Below are 21,789 nucleotides of genomic sequence, written 5' to 3'. Positions count from 1 at the left end.
GCTTCTTGTCGCACAGTTCGGGCGGACCGACCGGCGTGCACGATGGCGTTACGCACTCAAACTTGTCCGCACTCCGCATTTGGCGGTGGGATCAACCGCTGTGATCGGCATGGTGCCCGAATGCAAGCTCGTGCGGTACTGGTGGGCGCTAATGTGGCCGCTATTCGGACAGGGGCACACGTTCGACAGATCGCAGTTCCCGCGGGGAGTCATGCCGATTCCCCTGGAATGGCGTGTGATCAACTTCGCCGCCGATCCGGCTAAGGGGCGTGGGGGAGCTGGTACTGCGGTGGCCTTGTCGCGCCTGCTGCTTTCGGTCGCTGATGCGCATCAGCTCGTGCTGCTCACTTCGGCACGGACAGATGACGAACGGCTCGAACGCGCGTATAGACGACACGGTTTCGTGCGTGTCGGAGTTGAGCCGATTCGGCAGAAGAACAGTTCGGTCAGGACGATCGAGATGAAGCGGCTACCAGTGTCGGACAGTCGAATTACCCCCAGACGTAACGTGCTTCGAACCGGACGCACGGATCGCGCCTTCGCCCAGTTCGTCTTCGGCCCCGAGTGGGAACGACCGGGGAGCCGGTTGCTCGATCTGGGCGCCGGAGACTCTCCCCTAGGTCACGAACTACAGCAACTCGGTTGGCGCACAGTGACATTGGATCGGGACTATGCGCGCGCCCGGCCCGTGCACGATCAGATCGCGGTGGCGGGTGATTGCGCTGCGCTTCCGTTCGCTGACGATACTTTCGACATCGTCGTGGCTGTGTGGGTGCTGCTGCACGTCGACGATGTCGATGTCTGTGTGCGCGAGATCGCAAGGGTATTGCGCCCGACTGGCGTGCTGTTGCTGCATCCGCTGTGGGTCTCGGGTGCCCGATTGCGTCGGATCGCGCGCCTACCTGGCGTGACGGTTCGCGAAGGACGAGTGATCCGCAGGCGCTGTCGACCATGCGCGTCGGTGGACGCGGCGGCCATCAGCGAATGGGACGCAGAGCAGCGCGCCGCCTTCCTGAAGGCGCTGCGTCCCAACCGAATTGTTCGCGCACTCGGGCAGATTGCCACAGATGTGATCGTCCGGATAACCGGTGATCCGCGGCGTGGTTCGGCTGGGAGGGGCCAATCATGACGACCGGGGAAGCCGCCGACAGTCGAGAAGAGTTGTGCGACAAACCGATTCGACCCAGAATAGACGATTTCGCTCGACTCGTCCGGATCCAAGCGGTGGGATTCGAAGGGTTCTCGTTCGCCATCGGACCACTGCTGACCGGTGTCGAACTGTCGATCGTCGAGCTGAGCTTGTTCTGGTTGCTCGGGCTACTGATCAACGGGTATATCTTCGCGCTGAACGATTTCGTCGATCTGCCGCGGGACCGCGAGAACCCTGCCCGGGTGGCGAGTCCGCTGGTTTCCGGCAGAATCTCACCCGCAATCGCGCTGATCTTGTCAATTTCGTTTCCAGTGCTCGCGCTCGCGGTCATCGTCGCCGTTGGTTGGCCACCCACCGCGGTGATCGCATTCGCGTTCTGTCTGATACTCGGCGCGGTTGTGAACGTGTATCAGAAAGCGACCGACAGACCGATTCTCATGGACTCGCTGTTCGCTGTCACGATGGCCGCACCTGTACCCGTCGCTGCGGTTGCCTACACCGACCGCATACCGGCGATCGTGTGGATCGCGACAGTCTTCATGTTCTTCCTTGCCCTGGAGCTCAACAGCATCGCGGGCAACCTCAAGGACCTCTCCTCGGACCTGGTGACTGGATTTCGGACGGTCGCGGTCGTGCTGGGAGCCACGGCAACCTCAGACGGTCACTTGGCACCAGGGCCTCGTTATCGGCGGTATTGCGTGACATTGCATGCGCTCACCGTCTCCTGCGGATTGTTCGGAATTGTCTTGTCATTGCGAGGATTCGGGTGGACCGACTGTGCCGTGGTGGCGATCTGTGTCGCGGTGACCTCGGTCGGTTGTATCGATCTGTACAGGCTCCTGGTTGGCTCGCGTCGACCTTCCCGACGCGGCCGGGAGGTCTACTTCGCAGCCGGCTTCGTGCTCATGCTCCTCACCATCGGGCTCAACGCCGACGGGTCGACGTTCGTGAGCGCCACGCTTGTAATGCTGTTCTGGGAGCTGGTGTTCGCTATCCGCCGACACCGGAGCGCATCAGTTCGACGGAGCGGCTGAGCTATGGCGTTCGGTGCGACGGTGCGGTTGGTGCGGGCGTTCTATGCACTGGGGCGCGTCAACGTAGCGTTCGTCGGGGCATTTCCCTATGGCATGGGAGTTCTGATGGTGCCCAATGCGCCCATCGGGAAAGGGGCGGGCTTCTATGTTTTCGGGATCCTGACCCATTGCGTCGGGTGCGCGGTGAACGACATAGCGGACTCACGGACCGATGGGCTCAATCCGCTACGCACGCGCGCACCGTTGGTTACGGGCGACTGTGATCGTCGCCAGGCCCTCACATTCACCTGCGTCGCTGCGGTCTGCGCGGGAGTCGTGGCGGTCTGGCTCTCGCGGGAGATGGTCCACGCCATCGTTCCTTTGCTGTCGTTGCTCGGGGTCGGTGTGTATGGGAACGCCTTCCAGAAGAAGTTCGGTGGCCTGCATCCATTCTTCGTGGATTGGCTGTTCGGAATCTTCATCGGCGTCCCGGTTGTCCTCGGGATCGTGATCTGCGGCGGTAGGCCGACCCTTTCGGTTCTCCTGCTCGTCGCGAGCCTGGTTGCCCAGGGGCCGACGCTGAACATGATGCGTGGAAATCTGAAGGATCTGACACACGATCGAATGGTGAACGCCCACACAGCCGCATTGTCTCTGGGCGTGGAGCCCGTCGGGCCTGACAAGGACATTCTCACCACCAGAGCATTCAGGCGGTACTGCGGGATCGTGTTCGCCGCAGCGGTGGTCTTGCTGATGTGCGCGGGGATCGCGGAATTAAGTCGTCCCCGTCAGTCCATCGTTCAGATCAGCCTGTTCACGGTCGCAATGGTATTCATCATCGCGAGCATCGTGGGGCTGTACAACGCTCTGCGTCGTACTACGGTCACCCTCCGGCTGCTCATCCGCCGTGTCCTTTTTCCGATGAATGTCGCGACTCTGGCGACAGCGATCTCACTGTGCCCACGTTGGGAGGTATTCGGCATATGCGTCGCAACATACGCGTGGAGCGTGTGCTCGTCCGTGCTGGCTCACTGGTTCGCGCGAAGGCGCCGACAACGGCTTCCTCTGCCGTCAGCCGAAATGAACTCCGCTCGCTGACCAAGGCCCACTACGAGCAATTTCCGTTCATCGCGGGCGGCGACGAACGAGTAGCCCTCTGGTGTCGACGGTTGGGCACTGTCCTACCCGACTTCAGGGTTCGGAATTCGACCGTGCTCGATGTTGGATGTGGTTCGGGCGACGTTGCCCGGTCCCTGACCCAGCGGGGTGCCCGGGTCGTAGCTGTCGATCTCACCCGAGTGGCAGTGCAGCGGGCGCGGGCCTCGGGCGGTATACGTACCGTCCAATGCGACGCCCTGGCATTGCCTTTCCGTGAGAACGCCTTCGATCATTCTCTGGCACTGGGCGTTCTGCATCACACGCCGGATTGTCGCGCGGGCCTGGCGGAGATGGTTCGCGTGACCGCGGACGGAGGGACCGTCATTGTCGGCTTGTACAGCAAGTGGACTCCCTACCATCTCGCGTACCTCGCGACCAGTCGACTGAGAGCACGCGTACCGAGCGCGCGCCTCCACCACACGCCGTCCTGGGTCATGGCGGTCACCAGAGCGTTCGTCACGTTCCAGATCAGGCAGCGCTTGAACGATGAGCAGTTGATCAATGTTCTCGCTGACCAATTCTGGACGCCGCGCGCGTCATTTCACACGCCGAGGGAGATCAGGCGGTGGTCTGGGCAACTAGGCCTTGTGCAGGTCGGTCGCCGTTGGCATCCGTTTTATATGAACGACTTCGTCTTCCGTGTCGACAAATCCCGAATTCGATGAAGCGGGAGGTGTATTCAGCCTCAAGCCCGACCATCATGAGTGAGGGATCCGCTTGGAGAGCAGAATCTCCGCTAACTCCGATCGATCGCCTTCGGGGATGGATAGCACGGTCAAGTATCTCCGTGATAAACCGCTAGAATTTTATGCCATCCGCCGATTTTCCGCGAACTCTACTGAAGGGCAACCGTGATCCGCGAACAACCGGGTACCGGTTTCACACTCCGTGCGGTGTCTTTGCAAGAATTGCGCAGAAGTCCAATTGATCTCGGAGAGTCAACCGGCAAAGTCGGACGATTTCGTGCTCACACAGTCGAGCTGACGAATAGACTCGTTACTCGGCGCACCGCATAGGAACTGACGCACCACGCAGCAAGGAAGTGGATAGCATTGCTCACCTTCGTTGGTTGGACTCCGATCGCATCGCCGAGTGCTCTGAATCGTTCTCGATTGGCAGCGGTCGTGCTGCTGACAACAATCGGATTGGTGGCAGGCTGTTCGAATCGCGAATCGGCGCCAGGTACAAATACCGCGGACCTGACGACTCGCCAGTTAGCTAACGGTCGCATCGTGTACGAGGCGGACCCCGGCACTACATACACGGCGATCTTCACAGCCGACGCAGACGGTGGCGATGTACGACAGCTCACCAATACAACCGGCGATAACGGCATCGTCGCTGCTTCGCTCGACGGCACCAAGATCGCGTAGAGCCGCAACAGTGCAGGTACCGCGTCCGGTATCTATGTGTCGAACACGGATGGCACAGACTCACGGCAGATCATCGGTCAGTTACCCGTTGCCGGTGCACCTGCTCTCTCCGCAGACGGGGCAATGCTCGCGTATACCCTTGAGCTACCAGGCCCTGATCGTAAGACCGATATCGTCGTGTCGAGTGCTGACGGCAGCAACGCGAAGCAACTCACCCACACCGGCGACAGCATCGGCGCGACTTACTCTCCAGACGGACGAAGGCTCGCCTTCAACCGTCTCTCACCGAGTTCTTCTGGTTCCAGTGCATTTGACATTTTCGTGATGGATTCCGACGGCAGTAGCGAGCGGCAGCTCACGCATACCGGGGACAGTGCTGCCGCTGCCTATTCGCCGGACGGATCCAAGATCGTGTTCTATCGTGGTTCGTGGGACGGCAAGCGGTCCGACATTTTTGTGATGAATGCAGACGGCGGCAACATTCGGCAAATCACCAACACTGGTGACAGCGGCGGCGCAGTATTCTCGCCGGACGGAACCAAACTTGCCTTCATGCGACACGGCAACGGTAGTTCATACGCCGTCTGCGTGATGGACATCGATGGCGGTAACGTTCGCCAGTTAATTGCTACCGTCAATAAAAATATCAGTCGAGTGGGCTGGGGAGCATTACCGGCGTGATACCCATACTGTCGAGCGATGAGCGAGTGGCCCTCGTGTGCCTGGCGATTCCCGACAATCTGGGGAAGTCCGAGCTGATCCAGAGAGTGCGTTGATTTTGGTTTCTGTCCGTTGTCACTCCCTTCGCCTCGGCTTATTCCTTCCGACGTCAGATTATGCTGCGCTTTTCTGTGTCATTGATCGGATCGTGCGTGATCTAGACCCGTTCCCTGCGCGCAGATACCCAAGGCGCACCACCCCCTTCCATGTGGATCAAGAACCAAGCAACAGAGCTGGATTGAACACGCAGGCCCAACACGCCGCACCGCACGTTACGTGCTGCATTTCATCCCGATAGAGACCGATAACGGCAGGGAATATCGGCAGGAAGATGAAGCATGACGGGAATGGAAGTCGTTGTCGGGATGGTCGCCGGATGGCTGGTTACCAAGGCGAACCGGGCAGCGGGGCGATTGGACGAGCACTCAGATCAGGCAGTCGATGCCGCAGTTGATCGCCTATGGGGTGTCGTATCCCGGAAACTTCACATGACTCCTGTGATTCAGCAGCTGACGCAGGAAGCAGAGACGGGACAGCCTGTCTCTGCCAGTACGCGTCAACAGGTGCAACAGAGTCTAGAACAGGCCGCGAGCAGTGACCCGGGCTTCGCGGCTGAGCTTGCGGCGGGAACTGCTGCGGTCGAAGCAGCCGTACACCAGGCGCGCGTATACACGCCTCCCAACATCACCACCATCGGTGGCGCCACCAACACCGGGACAGTCCACGGCGGCATGGTGGCGGGGCAATTCCATGGTCCTACTGAGATTGATAATTCGGCCAATACGACAATCAACAAGGCCGTCACCTACGCCAACGAGCACCCGCAGCGAGTGCTCTTTGGCGGAGTGGCCGTGCTCGTCATCCTGTTGATCATCATCCTCGTCGCTGCCAACGTCGTGTCGAGCAGCGACGGCAACGATGGTGCCAATCGTCTGCCAGGCGGTGTGCCACTCGCCAATGGTGGCGTGCCAGCTTCATCTGGGACCGTCAGCACTACAGCCGCAGGTACGGCGACGTCGGGCATCCTGGTGCATTTTACGAGCGGCAAGGGCTCGAACGGGATCCGTAACAAGGAGACCGTCGGCTACCTGGATCCGAAAACCGGCCAATACCAGAAGGTTCGGGAATTCGACATCGCTGGCTGGACTGGTTACTTCTACAGCTACGAGTTGGTGCTTTCGCCAACACTGGACCGCTTCGCCATGAGCAAGGCAGTGGACGGCCAGGGCCACGCGGGCTGGGTTGACAGCAGCGGCCGATTCACTGACGTCACGGCAGGCCAGAAGCCGGGTCCCTTCGAGCAGTCCTATGCCTTCGACTCGATCGGCTTTGGGCGCAACGGCGACTTCTACTACTCCCGGGTGACGAGCGACCGACAGTTCGATGTCTACCGGCTCCCTGCTGGCGCTACCTCTGGCGGCCAGTTCGTCAAGACGTTGGGCCCGTTTGCGACCGTAGTCGCATGGCGGGAAGCCGACGGCTCGATCGGTGTGTACGGAGCTGGCGACGATAGCGCCAAGGGAAACTGCGAGTACGCGATGACCCAGGTGAGTTGGGTATCCGCGACCACTTACGTCATCGCGAACGGCACTCAGATCGCCAAAGTGACCAACACACCACCGGATTGTCCGAAGGTTGACCTCCTGCCCGCGACAAACCAGGCCACTGTGACCAGCCCTGTCGTCAGCGCCGACGGCAAACGACTGGTGTTCACCTACAACGGCGCGGATCTCTACATCGTCGACACGGACGGCGGGAAATCGCCTGTCCAGCTGCAGTATCCGAAGAATGTCCTGCATGACTTCCAGGTCCTCCGATGGACCTGAGCCCGAGGTTCCGAGTCTCTACCTCGGCATGCCATGATCCGAATGCCAACGGCAGCAACGATCGATAGTCCGGGCCGTGATGCGGACATCCGCGGCCACCCCCTTTCGCGAACCGTGCGGGTACAGACACTGACCAATTGAACTGAGCCCGGATCAACAGCGTCGTCAATATCTATCTGTGCGAGATGGGCTACGGCCCAGACGATCTCGCCCTGCGACTCGACTCGGCATGGATCAGGTACCTGCTGTGGCAGGAGATCCAGAACGAGCAGACCCTCAGATGTTTGGCCGATGGTGGCAATGACGTTGAAAATCACTGCGAACGAAGAGCTTTGCTGAATCGGCCGCCGCGCAGTTGCGGGTGCTCCCATACTTCGTTCGTGGGATTTGATGAGCAGTTCGACGAGTTGCAGCAAGCATCACGGCGCACATCGAACCAGCGAGAACAACTGGCACAGGCGCGGTTCAACCTTGGCATCAAGTACGGCCAAGCTGTCGCAGACGAGATCGCGTCTGCGGCAGCATCCGCGGTGCGGAAGCTGTTGGACGCCAACGTCGCACCCCGACAAGTAGTCACCTTCGATCCGACGCCCTTCCACTTCAAATTCGGCGAAATAGAAGTCCAAGACAACCCGTACAGGATGTCGCGAATCGTCGGATATGCCTGGCCAGTCGATGGGCTCGCTCTCAGCACGGCCGGTACGTTCTTCGCGCCACAGGCCGGCACTCCGGCCAACGTAAAGCTCGTAAGCGGCCGCGGCGAGATCGTTACGAATGCAGGCAAGCGACACAAGAGACGGCGCGATCGACTTGATCGCAGATTGCGACTCGTCGGCTACCCGGTCTTCGTAGAGGACAGGCGCGCGTCCGAGGTAGAGAGCCAGACAGGAATGGACTCGCTAATTGCGCTCGAAGAGGTAGACGGAGTCGGCTCGGGGGACCGCGCGAGGGTTAACCAGATTCTTTCGCGCCTGTCCGAGCGCGGTTTTGGCAAGTCCTGGTTTGGGATCATGCCCGATGGGCGCGCCGCGTATGTCCAGATAACGCACGACTGGGATGACGGTCGCTCAGCTCGTGCAAAGCGTCTGGATTCTTGGCTCGCCGGGGTAGTGCATCGACTGATCGAAAGCACTCATGCGTAGCGCTAAACGTGTTCTGAATTGCCTCAGGATCTCGGGAGGCTTCAGGCCCCAGGGAAGGATGGCGTCGTGTCGGGTTCGAGGAGGTGCCCGCAAGACCGGCGTGAGCAGGCTGTCCGGATGTTCGTGGAGATCAACCGCGAGCACGAGTCACCAGGATCTGTGCCGGAGTCGTGTCCGATGAGTTCCGCACATGCTGCGCCACACGTTCGTCACCACTACGCACGACCTCATATATCGCAAAGCAGCCGGGTGTAGACGCCCCCTCATACTCTAGTGAAGCCCGAACAGCCTCGCCCTTGACACCCCCGAGGGGCGTTTGGCCGCAATTTACCGGTAGCGATGCGGCACATTCGTACATAACCGTATCTACTACGGCAGGATTTGCGCTGCACCACCGCTCTGTACTGACGGCAGAGACGCCCTAACAAGCGGACTCCGGTGCTCCCAATCGATCTCCAAAATTTGGTTATATGGAGATCAAGAACATGGACCTGGAGCAATGATGTGTGGCTGACACGAACCGATTCGTGCGACGCTGTTCCTATATGCCCGACTATTTTCACTGTGAACGAAAATACAAGCCGTGCGGTATGTCTCGACGGCGTCGGGAAGCGCTTTCGCGCCACAAGATCCCGACGATTCGATTACTTGTGGGGCGCGCCATTCCGATCTGTCAGCAACACGCGGTGCCGACCTTCGCATTGCTGGATCCTAAAGCCTCTACCGACCGCCCTCGGGCTCGAGGGAGTCAACAGAGCTGACAGCTCCGAACCGAGAGAGACTCACCATGATTTGCACAAAACGGCAGCCCTCCTGGGTGTGACCGCAGCACTCACATTCGCGTCCGCAGTACTGGCTCCACCAGCGTGGGCCACGGACGACGGTGTGAACATGCAGAAGGCATGCGACACCCAATATCATCTTCCCTTGATCGCGAAGCCGCTCGATACACACAATGCGCGGTCGTGGCGGTGCACGGCGATCGCGGTGTCCAACAACATCGATGTCGCCAAGGCATGTCGTGATCAGTACACGCCTCAGACAGTGGCCGTGGTCCTCGATGAACACAACGCCTATTCCTGGCGCTGCCGGCACTGAGTGCGCGAACCATCCACTTCGCCGACGCTGGCACAACTATTGCTGACCATGCGCCCGGACTGAAACCTGGGTTAGCCAAGACCAAGTTGAGGTTGCACGTTTCCGACCTCTGGATTGCGTTGCCGCATACCCTTATTCCCTCTTCGCCGATGAGGTCTGGGCGTAAAGAGAATCAGTCAGCTGGCTCGCGGAGAGATGTGGAAAGAGACCTGAACTCCGCCAGGTGAGTCCAGGTCTCCCCTCGCGCGCCATTGGGCACCGGGGTCGCGGGCAGCCCCTCGCCCGACCGACTGTATCCAGGAGATCGCCACTTCCCTTGGCGGATGGTCGAAGTCGACTGTTCCAGGTGTTCTGGGAGCGCACCCGCTCAAGTGTGCAGATAGATACAGCACCGACCAGTCTTACTACACTGAAATGCTCACCACCACCGAACGATTCACCCACACCGTGTGGGCACTCTAGCGTTTTGCAACATCGCCCGGCGCTTGGCGCACCGGCTGGGCCATAACGGGAAACCGTCACGAACAGTTCCGGTGGCCTCTTGCTGCCTGGGAACCAACTAGATCGGCTCCGGAATCCTATTCGATCAAGGTTTGGCGATGTGGCGACAGACCGACTGAGATGATTGGGAGCTTCCGCTACCGACCCGGGGTAGTGGGTGTGCCGGATAAGGCGGCGCCCGTCACGCTGCCTGCTGGCTTCCGCTCGACCGCGACGGGCCTGGCCAGGGGGGCGTGTGATCCTCTTGACCGCTGAACTGCCCAGGCGCCCGGAGTGGATTTCCTCGCTGAGCAAGCCCATCGGCGCGTGCGACCGAGAACCACCCCAGAGAGAAATGAGCCAACCTGATCGCTGGATATTTTGAGAGTCCTCGATTCGAAACGCCGTCACGCCAATTACATCTTGCAATTTGCTTTCTTCACGCTCACCCTCGAGTCCAATAGCGCTGTGCGGCACTGCAATACGCGCTACCGTTAGTTCCTGCCGCTCGAGGCTTTCGCTGCAGGACACTCCGGCAAGGAGGCCCCGAAAAGGAGATCAATCATGAATAGGTTGGCAACCAAGCTGTTCCTGGCTTCCACTTTGGCATTCGGGCCGATTCTCGTAGTTACACCCTCAGCGTCGGCGATGCAGCAATGGGAGTATGTACAGGTCTGCCACATGAATTATGGGGCGGGATGGACCGCCACTCTCGATTATCCGTCACAAGGGGCATATGGATGGCGCTGCTGGGTGCCGCCATACGGCGCAGTGAGAAAAGGCCTCAACATTTGGGCCTACTTTGTCGGGACGGGATATGGCGGCGCGTATACGAACAACACATCCGACCCCTACTCTTGGTACTGCGCCTGATCTGACTGGCGAAGCCGTCGCGCGCCATGCATTCCAGCCGCGACCTTTGCCCGAGTCACCTGACATGAGGTCCAGTGACGGGATAAGTCTGGAACGGTTCCAGCACCCCGCGCGGACACAGCTGGAATCGGCTGGCCCGCGACCAAGGAGGAGCTGTGACCACCGCGTACACGGAGATCCCCGCCGCCCTGCGCGGCCACGACATCGCCGTCGTGGACGTCGAGGGAAACGGGCAGAATCCGCCGGAGATCATCGAAATCGCCATCATCCCAGTGGCGGGAGCGGTAGTCAGTCCGGACGAGACCCGCTCGTGGCTCATCCGGCCGAAGAACCCGATCACTCCGATCGTGACGCGCAAGGTCCACGGCATCAAGAACGGCGATGTCGCCAACTGCCCGGAATGGGCGACAGTATCTCCGGCGATTGGCCGTCTCATGTTCGGGCGAACCCTGGTGGCACACAACGCAAACGTCGAGCAGAAGGTACTGACCAACCACTTGCCCGATTGGAAGCCACCCATGGTCCTGGACACGCTGCGCCTGGCCAAGGCGGTGTGGCCCGGCTTGAAGAGCTACGCGCTCGACAAACTGATCGAGCACGCCGAGCTGGACATGCGCGGACTGGACGGCGACCAGGAATATCACCGGGCCGGATACGACGCCTGGGCAGCTTGGCAACTGCTGTGCCGCCTCGTCCGAGACGGCGAACTCGACTGGGACGCAATCGTTCGGACCTCCGGCCTGCCCGAGTTCTTGACGCCGCCCGAGCCGGACGGGTTGTTTTGAGCACACCGAATGAGGTGGAACGCCCGGTCACGGTTGCTGTGATGGGCACTCACTCCACCGGCAAAACCACGTTTCTGAACCGACGACGGGAGGAACTGCGGCGCAACCGAACCGAGGTCGTCACCGTTGCGGACCTCGGTGACGACGCCGTCGAGGCCGGGCTGCAGCCTGGGAGTCGGGCCCAACTACCGGTCGACCGCCGTTGTGGCTGCGATGATGGCGTCAGCCGCTTTGCCGACTTGTTCGTCGGTGATCGCCAAGGGACCGGCGTCGTCGACGATCTCGATATGTCCCTGCCAGACCCCGACTTGGGTGATCAGGTCGAGGGTGCCCTTCTTCTGAATCGGCTGGGTGATCGTCCGGGAGTCGTTGATCCATATATCGGCGCTGTGCCCGGGAAGCGGTTTGTACCCCTGGTCCTTGAACCATTGGGGTGAGTTCGTGAGCTTGGCGTTGTCGGAGAGCCGGTTGATCCAGGCCGAGCCGTTCACGGTGCCGGAGCTACCGGAGAAGCTGCAGTTCTCGCTCGTGGTGGAGTCGTTGAGGCCCTTCTTGTCGGCGATGCCGAGGGTGGTCAGTTTGACGTTCTCGAGTTTGAGATCCCGATCGAAATACTGAAGCAGAGGAGCGCAGAACTGGCTCAGGGTGTGCGGAGGCGGCTCTGCGGGCGTGGACCGACCACACCCGACAGCGCTGGCGATCGATATCGCGGTCAAGGCGATGGCCGTCACTTGGACGGTCCGGTGCGGGATGCGGTGTGTGGTCATTGGATGTCCGAACGGCCGGCTTGGACGTTGGTGGCGATGTCCTGCAATGAATCTCGCAGAGCTCCTCCTCGGTAGGAGTTCAGGATGTTCTGTAGCCAGCTGTGCAGTTCCTTCTGGTCGCCGGCCGACCGCGCTGAGTCCTCGTAGCTTTTCAGATGGCCGCCGGAATCGAAGAACTGCTGTACGACGGGTCGTGCGCGAGAGTTCCGTCTTGGTCCTGCAGAGCCTGGGCGATCTGATAGAACTGTCGCGCCGAGGTGTAGTCGGGGTCTTCGTAGTGTTACTCGGAGTCGGCGGGGCTTCGTAGGAGTAACCGACGATATTGGCTTTGGAGTAGCCGTTCGCCGCATCGATCATCGGACCGAGGATGTCTTTCGCGATCGGAATGTATTTGACGCCGGTCCCGACCGCGGTTTTGAACGAATCGTAGGCGCTGCCCTGCGCCCCGCAACGAGGTCGGCAAATACGGACAAAGCGCAACGCCCCGTCGCGGACGCTCAGCGAACCGCCACTACTTTCGGGCAACGCTCAGGTGCAGCGAGCCCCCGGCTGCGACACTAGGTCTCGACGAAGCCAGGATTCGCCTGCAGCGCAATCCAATCAGGGGATGCCAGATGACCTTCACACAGCAACTGCTGGTGACTTTGGTTCAAACGTCGTCTACTGCGTTGTTGGTCGCGGGATTCGGAAGCATCGCCGCGGCCAGCTGGTCGCGACGTCACGATCGCAGGCGCGAGAGTTTCGAGGTACGGACCAAGCTGCTGCATGATGCAGCTCGAATCGGCCAAGGAATGTACGTATTTCTTCAACACACGCGGCGCCAGCTCATTCAAGCGACCGGGGCTGCACAGCGGTCAGAGATCCTGGCCGCGCTTGACGAAAGGTTCCTCGCCTTCTCCACCGAAGCCGCTGAACTTCAGACGGTCCTTGGCGCAAGGTTCGGTGTTGTCCGCGCGGCCCCGGTGAGAGCGGCAGAGGGCCTGGCACCGTTTCTGCGATGGCATCAAGCCCATGACCTCTTGGCGTTGTACTACTACAACCGCAAAGAGTTCTTCCCGGGAATCGTGCTTACGGAGACGTCCTTTGGCCACGACGGGAACTACCACTCTGGCCTTGATGTGGGTCAGTACAGGAATGTCTCCTCGCTGAATCCCGAAGCGCTGAGACGGATGCGTCGTGAGATACGCGGTGCCTACGACCTGGCGATGAGCGATTTGGTACGCGGAATCACTTGCGAGCGAATCAATCTCGGCTGAGTGGCTCGCCGATCGCGAATGAGAAGGCACATGACAGGTACCGGTTTCGTCGAAGCCAAGGCATCTGCATTCCCGGGCGGATGTCACCGACAGAGCTTCTCGGCAGATCGCGAGGGAATCCGGGACCGACATCGCTGTCCACTCCGTTCACCGGACCGACCCATCCGTTTTCGCCAGCCTGCACTCCGCGGGAACTGTGGTGCGCTCGGCATGTTGCGTCGATGTGATCGCCAGTAGTGGGGGCGGCTGGACATCAGGTTGCAACCGAACAGAACCTACCCTCGAGGACTCCGGACGGTTGTAGCGTCGGGCGATGGTGGGTAACGAGTCGTCCTGGGCGTGGTGCCTGGCCCGGAGTGAACTGGAGATGGCGCTTCCTCGGAGGTGGGCACACTCGGTGGGTGTGGCTCGTAAGGCCCTCGACCTTTCACGGCATCTGACCTGTGACAGCAGGCTGCTCGCGGCATCCGCGATCCTGCACGATGTGGGCTATTCGCCCAATGCAGCTGTGACCGGCTTCCATCCATTGGACGGTGCGCGGTTCCTCCGGGACGAGCATCATGCTGACGAGCGCCTTGCTCGCCTGGTTGCCAATCACACCTTCGCGCTGCTCGAAGCCGAGGAACGCGGTCTGCGGGAACAACTCGCAGTCGAATTCCCGATCCTCGATGACCAGGTGCTTGTCGATGCTCTGACCTTCTGCGATATAACGACATCACCGGACGGGACACCAACAACCGCGGCGAACCGCATCGCCGAGATCGTTGGTCGCTACGGCCCGAACACGGTGGTCGGCAAGTTCATTCAGCGAGCGGAGCCGGAGATCCTCGCGGCGGTCTCCCGAATCGATCTGGCCACGGCAGCTCATCCCAGATAGGGATAGTTCCCCGACAGGTAGTCCCCGATCTGCTGGCGCATGCTCGGGTGGATGTCGTACTTGTCCAAGTCATCCGGCTGGACGAAGGTCACGCCGTCCGCCTCGTCGTTGATGGTGGGTTTGCCTGCCACTGGTCGACCGATGTAGCAGTTCTCGTATTGTTGGCGAATCTCGCCATCGGTGTAGGCGACGATGTGATTCGGATTGCTGTATACGCCAAGGAATCCGGTGATCTGGGCGGTGATCCCCGTTTCCTCCCGGCACTCCCGTACCGCGCACTCACCGGCCGTCTCGCCGAAGTCCATGGCCCCACCCGGCAACGCCCACTGACCTGTGTCGCGACGGCGCTGAAGCAGGATCGCCCCGGACTCATCGGTGACAAGCAGGTTGCACGCGACTACCAGGGAATTCGGCTTCGGTGCCTTCGGGTCGTTGTAGTACTCGATCCTGCCCATGATCGGCCTCCGTCAGGGTTTCCATGGTTTCGCACCAGCCCAGATGGACTCGAAGCTTTCGGTGTAGCTGTCGAACTGGGGGCAGTCAGCGTCAGGGTAGCCAACAACTGAAGCGCTTCTCTACCAACAGAAATAGACCAGAGACAGAGTATCCACGTGGAGAATCTGCGCCGACAGTTCGCCACCTTTCCGGCTCAGCAGCTTGATCTGCATGCTTGACCAGAACGATCCCATCATCGCGTCGTCGTAGCCGTCGCCGACGGTTACCAGAGATAACCCGACTACAGCTCACCAATGCCGAACCGGCCTCAGTAGACTGTTGTCCCCGATCGTTACAAGGGCACTGGCGCCCCACTTGCCTTGTTGGGCGTCACTGGCGCGCGTCCTCATCAACGATTTCTTGAAGAGCGGGACTGTCGGATTAACGGCGGATCTTGATCCCGGTGTTGGTTAGTTTCCGGTTGGGGTGATCCGGCCTTCGAAGGTGATGGCGAACGCGTTGAGGGCCGGTTTCCACCGCATCATCCATCGTGCCCGGCCGCGTCCGGTCGGGTCGAGGATGTTCAGGTTCCCACTGGTAGCGGGGGTGGATGTGCCCGTGCAGGTGCGGCCAGAAGTTGCCGAGCACCTCGTAATTGATCCGCCAGAAAGCGGGATCCAAGGCGCGGCAGGCCTTTTCGACGGCTTCACCGAGCAAGACGAGGTCGTGCATGAAAGCGACGCGATCCGGGCGTGAAAGCTCGGTGAGCTGATCGGCGGTGCCGTCGTGCAGAAGCAGGCAGTAGCCGGGCAGGTGTTGGGTGTTTCCGATAACCGCCCAGCCGGTGCGCATTCGGCCCAACACGTTCGGGTTGGTGCCCAGCCGGGCCGCGCCGATCGGGTCTGTACGGTAGTCGATTGTCGCTGCCGAGGGGTCTGGTGCCGTCACGTTGCCCCACTTCTATTGTGCGCCAAGGGATATGCTCGGGAGCGTGATAGTACACGTCGAGGTGCTCTCAGCGAAGGTCAAAGCAGTGCTGCGGGATTGCGCGAAAGAACTCGACGGACACGGTGTGCTGGCAGTGTGCGGATTTCCCGGATCAGGGAAATCCACGGCTGCGTGGTTTTTAGCCGCAGCTGCCGGTGCCAGCGTGCTGGACAAGGACAGCTTCGCGCCGAACCTGGAAAAGGCAGTGATGGCTCAACTGACCGGCGACCCGTACGACCGGGACAGTGACAGCTACAAAACCGTTGTCGCTCCACACATCTACGAAGGGCTGGTCCGGACCGGTTTCATCGTCGCGATGAAACACCCAGTCGTACTCGATGCGCCTTTCCTGGCCGCCATCACCCAAGCCGCGAACGCGGGCATGTCGCTGAGTGAATACTTGCGGACCTTGGCCAGCGCATCGGCACCATTGCCCGTAACAACGATATGGGTGGACTCCTCGGCAGCGGAGATCCACTCGCGAATGACCGCACGCGGCGAGGAGCGAGACGCACCCAAACTCGCCGACTGGGAGGGCTATCAGACGGCTGTGCTGGATAGCGGTCTCCGCGAAATCGCCCACTCCGTAGTCGATCTGGTCATCGAGAACTGACTCGCCCAGGTCTGTAGTAAGGATTGTCCCTCGGATTCTGAGGTCGTGCTTCGACCGACCAAGGCGCCTCCTCGTTACTTCCAGTCAGAATGGGCTCAGTTTGTTGATCATGTTGTCCCGCATGAAGGTTCGGATGCTCTGACATTGTTCGGCCGAGGCGGTGACCAACGGTGGTCGTACATGCGGTGGAAACCCTGGAAGTCGGGCAGCCAGTGCGGCCTTCACAAAGGCGATGTCAGTCAACGGCATTGCCTTTCGGGCGTCGCTGTAGCAATCGAACGTGGCCTGCAGATGGCGAGCCGCGACCACGTCACCGCGACCCACGGCGGCAGCGATTCCCAGCGGAAGCTCCGGGACCGGTCCACCCGCGCCGGTCACGACTCCGTCGATTCCCAGCTCGGCCACCCTGATGCCGATCCGATCGTCACCCACGAACACCCGCAGCCTCGGGCACCGGGCTTTGAACTCCTGCGTGATCGACAGGTCCTTCCCGGAGTCCTTCACACCCCACAACAGCGGAAGCTTCGCACTCAGGCGCGTCACCAGAGCAGGGGCGAGGCTGTTCTGGGTGTGTCGGGGAAAGTTGTACAGCAGCACCGGCTTTCGTGCGCTCGAGAGCGCACACTCGAAGAACTCCTCGATGCCGGCCTCTGGTGCGTCCGCGAAGAAGTAGGGCGTGATCACCGCCAGAGCATCGGCGCAATCGTTCGCCGCTTGTATCAACGTCTCGGTGTCACCGACTGCGCTCGCACCGACATGCGCGATCAATCGTCGCGGCCACCGCTGGCGGCAAAAGTCCACTACCTCTCGCCGCTCGACCAAGCTCATGCTGGGAAATTCCCCGGTCGTCCCATTCACCAGCAGACTCTGCACACCCGCCTCGATCAAAAGGTCCAGATAGTCCCCGAGGGCCACATAGTCCACCACCCCACGCTCATCGAAGGGGGTCACGGCAGCAACGATCGGCGAGGAGATCACACCTGCCTTACTACCGCAGCACGTATCGAGGTGCCTGACAAAGCGTGCTGTGGTGCCGCCTTACATTCAGCGACCTTGTGGACGTGCGGGATTCCGCCGAGCGGGCTGCGCCAGATCCGCCCGACGCCACCCCCGGTGCGAAAGAACACCGGTCTGGACACCGACCCATGGTTCCAAGAATTCAGGCGTCGCACGGTGACGTTCGGCAGGCCCTGTGGTCAACAGAGACGCTCGAGAACGTTTACACGGTGCGTGCGATGGGTCCACGCGAGCGAGTGCCGACGGTCCGCCCGCTGACGGTCCACGTTGGCGGGCAAAATGCCGTACCTGACGTGGGGCCACCGGACGTTCCTGAGAACTGTTGTGTCTATTAACTATTCATCGACAAGGGTTGGCGCTACCCGCCCTCTATGACGACAGCGAACCACTCATCTCTGGCGGCGCTCGCTCGGTGTTCGGAGTGATGTTCGCGAATGTCGTTCGCAGGTCATCGATCACGGAGCGCCCAACCAGCGGCGACAACCATCGGTTGGCTCCCAGCGCGTGTCGATTGTTTGACCCCCCTTCCGCGGCTCGGCTCGAATAGGTCGATCCGAGCTCGCATCGCTGCTGGAGGGTCCGTTGTCCTCATTCGTTCACCTGCACGTTCACACCGAATACTCCATGCTGGACGGGGCGGCGAAGATCACCCCGCTGTTCGAGGAAGCCGCGCGCCTGGGGATGTCTGCGGTCGGTATGACCGATCACGGAAACATGTTCGGCGCGGACGAGTTCTATCAGGTCGCGACGAAAATGGGGATCAAGCCGATCATCGGGATCGAGGCCTATCTGGCTCCCGGTAGCCGGTGGCATAAGAAGCCGGTGTTCTGGGGGCAGTCCAACCAGCGGGGCTCGAACGGGGAGGGTGTCGGAGGCGACGTGTCCGGCGGTGGTGCCTACACACACATGACCATGCTGGCGCAGAACGGTCGCGGACTGCGCAATCTGTTCAAGCTGTCGTCGCTGGCGAGTGTGGAGGGTTACTACCGCAAGCCCCGGATGGATCGTGAGCTGATCGCCGAGAACTCCGAGGGGATCATTGCGACCACCGGGTGCCCGTCGGGCGAGGTGCAGACGCGGCTGCGCCTGGGGCAGTATGCCGAAGCGCTGCAGGCGGCCTCGGATTACCGAGACATCTTCGGCAGGGACAATTTCTTTGTCGAGTTGATGGACCACGGCCTGCCGATCGAACGATCGGTACGCGAGGGTTTGCTCGAGATCAGTACGAAACTCGACCTACCTCCGTTGGCCACGAACGACTCTCACTATGTCACCAAAGGCCAATCCGAAGCCCACGCGGCGTTGCTGTGTGTGCAGGCAGGCAAGACTCTCAACGATCCCACGAGGTTCAAGTTCGACGGTGATGGCTACTACCTGCAATCGGCGCAGGAGATGCGAGCCTATTGGGACCTCCAGGTCCCCGGTGCCGCCGATAACACCCTGCTGATCGCCGAACGCGTCGAGTCCTACGCCGAGGTGTGGGAGCACACCGATCGCATGCCGATCTACGAAGCACCCGAGGGCTACGACCAGAATTCGTGGTTCCGGGAGCAGGTCATGCGCGGCCTGGCTCGCCGTCTGCCCAACGGTGTGCCCGAGGAATATCTCCACCGCGCCGAGTTCGAGATCGACATCATCGTCGACAAGGGATTCCCCGCGTACTTTCTCATCACTGCCGACTTGATGAATTACGCACGGCAGGAAGGTATTCGGGTCGGTCCCGGCCGCGGGTCGGCCGCCGGATCCCTGGTGTCCTACGCATTGCGCATCACCGACCTCGATCCCATTCGCCATGGCCTGCTGTTCGAACGGTTCCTCAATCCCGAACGGGTGTCCATGCCCGATATCGACATGGACTTCGACGATCGCCGCCGTGGCGAGATGGTTCGGTACGCCACCGAAAAGTATGGCTCCGATCGTGTCGCCCAGGTGATCACCTTCGGCAAGATCAAAACCAAGGCCGCGATCAAGGACTCCGCACGAGTTCACTTCGGCCAACCGGGTTTTGCCATCGCCGACCGGATTTCCAAGGCCCTTCCGCCGCCGGTCGCCGCAAAGGACATCCCGCTGTCGGGCATCGTCGATCCCACGCATGAGCGCTACCCCGAAGCAGCAGAGGTTCGGACACTCGTCGAGACCGACAGGGACGTGTCCACCATCTTCGAAACCGCAAGGGGCCTGGAGGGTTTGATACGCAATGCAGGTGTGCACGCCTGCGCGGTGATCATGTCCTCGCAACCGCTGGCGGAGGTGATCCCACTGTGGCGGCGCGAGGACGGCGCGATGATCACCGGGTGGGACTATCCCTCGTGCGAGGCCATCGGACTGCTGAAGATGGATTTCCTGGGGTTGCGCAACCTGACGGTGATCGGCGATGCGATCGACAATATCGAGGCCAACCGCGGCGAAACGGTGGATCTCGAGTTGCTCGAGACCGACGACCCGAAAACCTATGCGCTGTTGGGCCGCGGCGACAGCCTCGGAGTCTTCCAGCTCGACGGTAACGCGATGCGCGACCTGCTGCGCCGTTTGGGGCCTACTGGTTTCGAGGACATCATCGCCGTCAACGCACTCTATCGGCCGGGCCCGATGGCGATGAACACCCACAACAACTATGCCGACCGCAAGAACGATCGGCAGGCGATCGAGCCGATTCATCCCGAGCTCGCTGAGCCGCTGCGCGATATTCTCGCCGAAACTTACGGCCTGGTGGTCTATCAGGAACAGATCATGCAGATCGCCCAGCGGGTGGCGGGCTTCTCGATGGGCCGCGCCGACGTGCTGCGGCGGGCGATGGGCAAGAAGAAGCTCGATGTCCTCGAGAAGGAGTTCGAAGGTTTCCGCGCGGGGATGCGCGAGAACGGTTTCTCCGATGACTCGGTGCAGGCACTGTGGGATACGGTGCTGCCGTTCGCGGGATACGCGTTCAACAAGTCCCATGCCGCGGGATATGCGCTCGTGGGCTATTGGACCGCCTACCTCAAGGCGAACTATCAGGCCGAATACATGGCGGCTCTGCTGACCTCGGTAGCGGACAACAAGGACAAGTCGGCCATCTACCTCGCCGAGTGCAGGCAGCTCGGTCTCAAGGTGCTGGCACCGGACGTCAACGAGTCCTCGCTGCGGTTCTCTGCTGTCGGCAACGATATTCGGTTCGGGCTCGGAGGGATTCGCAACGTCGGGGGCAATGTTGTGGAGTCGATCATCGACACCCGCAGCAGGAAGGGGAAATACACCTCCTTCGCCGATTTCGTCGAGAAGTCCGAGCTGGTCTGCTGCAACAAGCGGGTACTCGAATCCCTTATCAAGGCAGGCGCTTTCGACTCGTTCGGTCATCCGCGCAAGGCGCTGATCGAGGTTCACGAGCAGGCTGTCGACGCGGTGACCGGGCTCAAACGTCAACAGGCGATGGGGCAATTCGATCTGTTCGGGATCGAGAACGCGACCGAGGAGGTCGCTTCGGACTCGTCTCCGCTGAGCCACCTGAGCTTCGATGGCGAGGAATGGCCTCGAAAGACCCGGCTGGGCTTGGAACGAGAGATGTTGGGCCTGTACGTCTCCGGCCATCCGCTCGACGGGGCGAGTCATCTGCTGCGCAAAGCCGCGCCCAAGCCGATCGCGACCGTTCTGGCCAACGCCCCTCGCGAAGGAACGATCACCATTGCGGGGATGATCTCCGCGCTCGAGCGCCGGGTGAACAAGAAGGGCGAGAGTTGGGCGATCGCCGTGATCGAGGATCTGGATGCTTCGGTCGAGGTTCTGTTCTTTCCCAAGAGCTACAACGTGTTCACCGCCGATCTCGCCGTGGACGCGGTCGTAGTTGTTGAGGGGCGGGTCAATTGGCGGGAAGACAAGCTGGGCGTCTTCGGGGTCCATCTGGCCGCAATCGACATCGGCTCCATCGAACGCGGCGACCACATCCCACCGCTCACCCTCGAGATCAATGCCGAAAGCACCGACCGCGACAGCGTGGTCGAGCTCCGGTCCGCACTGCAGTCGCACCCCGGCGAGACCCCGGTGCGTCTGGTGTTGTGTTACCGCGAGCGGCGCACGCCGCTGGCAGTCGACAACTATCCGGTGACTGTCAGCTCGGCGTTGTTCGGTGAGCTCCGGGCCGTTCGGGGCGTCAAGATCCTTACCTGACAATTGAACTCGTCACCTGTGAATAGGACAGTCCGTCCTCGCACGCGCTCTTTCACGGGTATGGGTGTTGCGTTCG

18 protein-coding genes are annotated in these 21,789 nt (G+C 61.0%); 14 read left to right on the top strand and 4 right to left on the bottom strand.

Annotation, left to right across the window (positions count from 1 at the left end; translation table 11 throughout):
- Nucleotides 1–109: 109 nt before the first annotated feature.
- The 10 genes from ACFC4D_RS22970 (at nt 110) to ACFC4D_RS22925 (ending at nt 11,618) form a co-directional block, all read left to right on the top strand.
- On the top strand, nt 110–1,129 hold the full coding sequence (locus ACFC4D_RS22970) for a class I SAM-dependent methyltransferase (protein ID WP_376066530.1): 1,020 nt from the start codon (nt 110–112) through the stop codon (nt 1,127–1,129).
- Complete coding sequence (locus ACFC4D_RS22965) at nt 1,126–2,184, top strand: UbiA family prenyltransferase (RefSeq protein WP_376066356.1); 1,059 nt, start codon at nt 1,126–1,128, stop codon at nt 2,182–2,184. Before ACFC4D_RS22970 ends, ACFC4D_RS22965 begins: the two co-directional genes overlap by 4 nt.
- A gap of 3 nt (nt 2,185–2,187) precedes the next feature.
- On the top strand, nt 2,188–3,261 hold the full coding sequence (locus tag ACFC4D_RS22960) for a UbiA family prenyltransferase (protein WP_376066354.1): 1,074 nt from the start codon (nt 2,188–2,190) through the stop codon (nt 3,259–3,261).
- Nucleotides 3,147–3,986 (top strand): class I SAM-dependent methyltransferase, encoded by an 840-nt coding sequence (locus ACFC4D_RS22955; RefSeq protein WP_376066351.1) that lies wholly within the window; start codon nt 3,147–3,149, stop codon nt 3,984–3,986. Before ACFC4D_RS22960 ends, ACFC4D_RS22955 begins: the two co-directional genes overlap by 115 nt.
- Before the next feature lie 447 nt (nt 3,987–4,433).
- A complete protein-coding gene (locus tag ACFC4D_RS22950; protein ID WP_376066349.1) occupies nt 4,434–4,694 on the top strand; it encodes a hypothetical protein in 261 nt (86 codons plus the stop codon).
- Between the two features lie 36 nt (nt 4,695–4,730).
- Entirely contained in the window at nt 4,731–5,375 is a 645-nt protein-coding gene (locus ACFC4D_RS22945) for a TolB family protein (RefSeq protein WP_376066346.1), read from the top strand.
- Between the two features lie 377 nt (nt 5,376–5,752).
- The gene (locus tag ACFC4D_RS22940; RefSeq protein ID WP_376066344.1) at nt 5,753–7,240 is read left to right on the top strand and encodes a hypothetical protein; all 1,488 of its coding nucleotides are present in this window, start codon (nt 5,753–5,755) and stop codon (nt 7,238–7,240) included.
- A gap of 380 nt (nt 7,241–7,620) precedes the next feature.
- The gene (locus ACFC4D_RS22935; protein ID WP_376066342.1) at nt 7,621–8,382 is read left to right on the top strand and encodes a hypothetical protein; all 762 of its coding nucleotides are present in this window, start codon (nt 7,621–7,623) and stop codon (nt 8,380–8,382) included.
- A gap of 885 nt (nt 8,383–9,267) precedes the next feature.
- On the top strand, nt 9,268–9,480 hold the full coding sequence (locus ACFC4D_RS22930) for a hypothetical protein (RefSeq protein WP_376066339.1): 213 nt from the start codon (nt 9,268–9,270) through the stop codon (nt 9,478–9,480).
- 1,508 nt (nt 9,481–10,988) lie between these two features.
- On the top strand, nt 10,989–11,618 hold the full coding sequence (locus ACFC4D_RS22925) for an exonuclease domain-containing protein (RefSeq protein WP_376066336.1): 630 nt from the start codon (nt 10,989–10,991) through the stop codon (nt 11,616–11,618).
- 185 nt (nt 11,619–11,803) lie between these two features.
- Here ACFC4D_RS22925 and ACFC4D_RS22920 read toward each other — a convergent pair whose 3' ends face one another.
- The gene (locus tag ACFC4D_RS22920; protein WP_376066333.1) at nt 11,804–12,385 is read right to left on the bottom strand and encodes a hypothetical protein; all 582 of its coding nucleotides are present in this window, start codon (nt 12,383–12,385) and stop codon (nt 11,804–11,806) included.
- 614 nt (nt 12,386–12,999) lie between these two features.
- Between ACFC4D_RS22920 and ACFC4D_RS22915 the strand changes: the two genes are divergently transcribed.
- Nucleotides 13,000–13,641, top strand: coding sequence for a hypothetical protein (locus ACFC4D_RS22915; protein ID WP_376066330.1), 642 nt, complete (start codon nt 13,000–13,002; stop codon nt 13,639–13,641).
- Between the two features lie 313 nt (nt 13,642–13,954).
- A complete protein-coding gene (locus tag ACFC4D_RS22910; protein ID WP_376066327.1) occupies nt 13,955–14,518 on the top strand; it encodes an HD domain-containing protein in 564 nt (187 codons plus the stop codon).
- On the opposite strand, the gene ACFC4D_RS22905 is transcribed toward ACFC4D_RS22910, so the two are convergent.
- Both ACFC4D_RS22905 and ACFC4D_RS22900 read right to left on the bottom strand, forming a co-directional pair.
- Nucleotides 14,506–14,973, bottom strand: coding sequence for an NUDIX hydrolase (locus tag ACFC4D_RS22905; RefSeq protein WP_376066325.1), 468 nt, complete (start codon nt 14,971–14,973; stop codon nt 14,506–14,508). The genes ACFC4D_RS22910 and ACFC4D_RS22905 overlap by 13 nt on opposite strands.
- A gap of 421 nt (nt 14,974–15,394) precedes the next feature.
- Nucleotides 15,395–15,901 (bottom strand): HIT family protein, encoded by a 507-nt coding sequence (locus tag ACFC4D_RS22900; RefSeq protein ID WP_376066538.1) that lies wholly within the window; start codon nt 15,899–15,901, stop codon nt 15,395–15,397.
- Nucleotides 15,902–15,944: 43 nt separating this feature from the next.
- Between ACFC4D_RS22900 and ACFC4D_RS22895 the strand changes: the two genes are divergently transcribed.
- A complete protein-coding gene (locus ACFC4D_RS22895) occupies nt 15,945–16,553 on the top strand; it encodes an AAA family ATPase (protein ID WP_376066322.1) in 609 nt (202 codons plus the stop codon).
- An 84-nt stretch (nt 16,554–16,637) separates the two neighbouring features.
- Here ACFC4D_RS22895 and ACFC4D_RS22890 read toward each other — a convergent pair whose 3' ends face one another.
- Nucleotides 16,638–17,531: a dihydrodipicolinate synthase family protein gene (locus ACFC4D_RS22890; protein WP_376066319.1), complete on the bottom strand. Its 894-nt coding sequence runs from the start codon at nt 17,529–17,531 to the stop codon at nt 16,638–16,640.
- A 663-nt stretch (nt 17,532–18,194) separates the two neighbouring features.
- On the opposite strand from ACFC4D_RS22890, the gene dnaE reads away from it, so the two are divergent.
- Nucleotides 18,195–21,713, top strand: coding sequence for a DNA polymerase III subunit alpha (gene dnaE, locus ACFC4D_RS22885; RefSeq protein ID WP_376066528.1), 3,519 nt, complete (start codon nt 18,195–18,197; stop codon nt 21,711–21,713).
- Nucleotides 21,714–21,789: the final 76 nt, after the last annotated feature.

It is taken from the genome of Nocardia sp. NPDC056000, from assembly GCF_042269265.1.
In the GTDB taxonomy this organism is placed as follows: domain Bacteria; phylum Actinomycetota; class Actinomycetes; order Mycobacteriales; family Mycobacteriaceae; genus Nocardia.
The sequence above is the reverse complement of the archived record's forward strand: the minus strand, read 5'-3'. Positions and strand labels throughout refer to the sequence as shown.

What these genes read in the sequence shown, in the direction of transcription:
- ACFC4D_RS22970 (WP_376066530.1), top strand. Translation starts at nt 110, where the DNA reads ATGGTGCCCGAATGCAAGCTCGTGCGGTACTGGTGGGCGCTAATGTGG.
- ACFC4D_RS22965 (WP_376066356.1), top strand. Translation starts at nt 1,126, where the DNA reads ATGACGACCGGGGAAGCCGCCGACAGTCGAGAAGAGTTGTGCGACAAA.
- ACFC4D_RS22960 (WP_376066354.1), top strand. Translation starts at nt 2,188, where the DNA reads ATGGCGTTCGGTGCGACGGTGCGGTTGGTGCGGGCGTTCTATGCACTG.
- ACFC4D_RS22955 (WP_376066351.1), top strand. Translation starts at nt 3,147, where the DNA reads ATGCGTCGCAACATACGCGTGGAGCGTGTGCTCGTCCGTGCTGGCTCA.
- ACFC4D_RS22940 (WP_376066344.1), top strand. Translation starts at nt 5,753, where the DNA reads ATGACGGGAATGGAAGTCGTTGTCGGGATGGTCGCCGGATGGCTGGTT.
- ACFC4D_RS22920 (WP_376066333.1), bottom strand. Translation starts at nt 12,385, where the DNA reads ATGACCACACACCGCATCCCGCACCGGACCGTCCAAGTGACGGCCATC.
- ACFC4D_RS22915 (WP_376066330.1), top strand. Translation starts at nt 13,000, where the DNA reads ATGACCTTCACACAGCAACTGCTGGTGACTTTGGTTCAAACGTCGTCT.
- ACFC4D_RS22910 (WP_376066327.1), top strand. Translation starts at nt 13,955, where the DNA reads ATGGTGGGTAACGAGTCGTCCTGGGCGTGGTGCCTGGCCCGGAGTGAA.
- ACFC4D_RS22905 (WP_376066325.1), bottom strand. Translation starts at nt 14,973, where the DNA reads ATGGGCAGGATCGAGTACTACAACGACCCGAAGGCACCGAAGCCGAAT.
- dnaE (WP_376066528.1), top strand. Translation starts at nt 18,195, where the DNA reads ATGCTGGACGGGGCGGCGAAGATCACCCCGCTGTTCGAGGAAGCCGCG.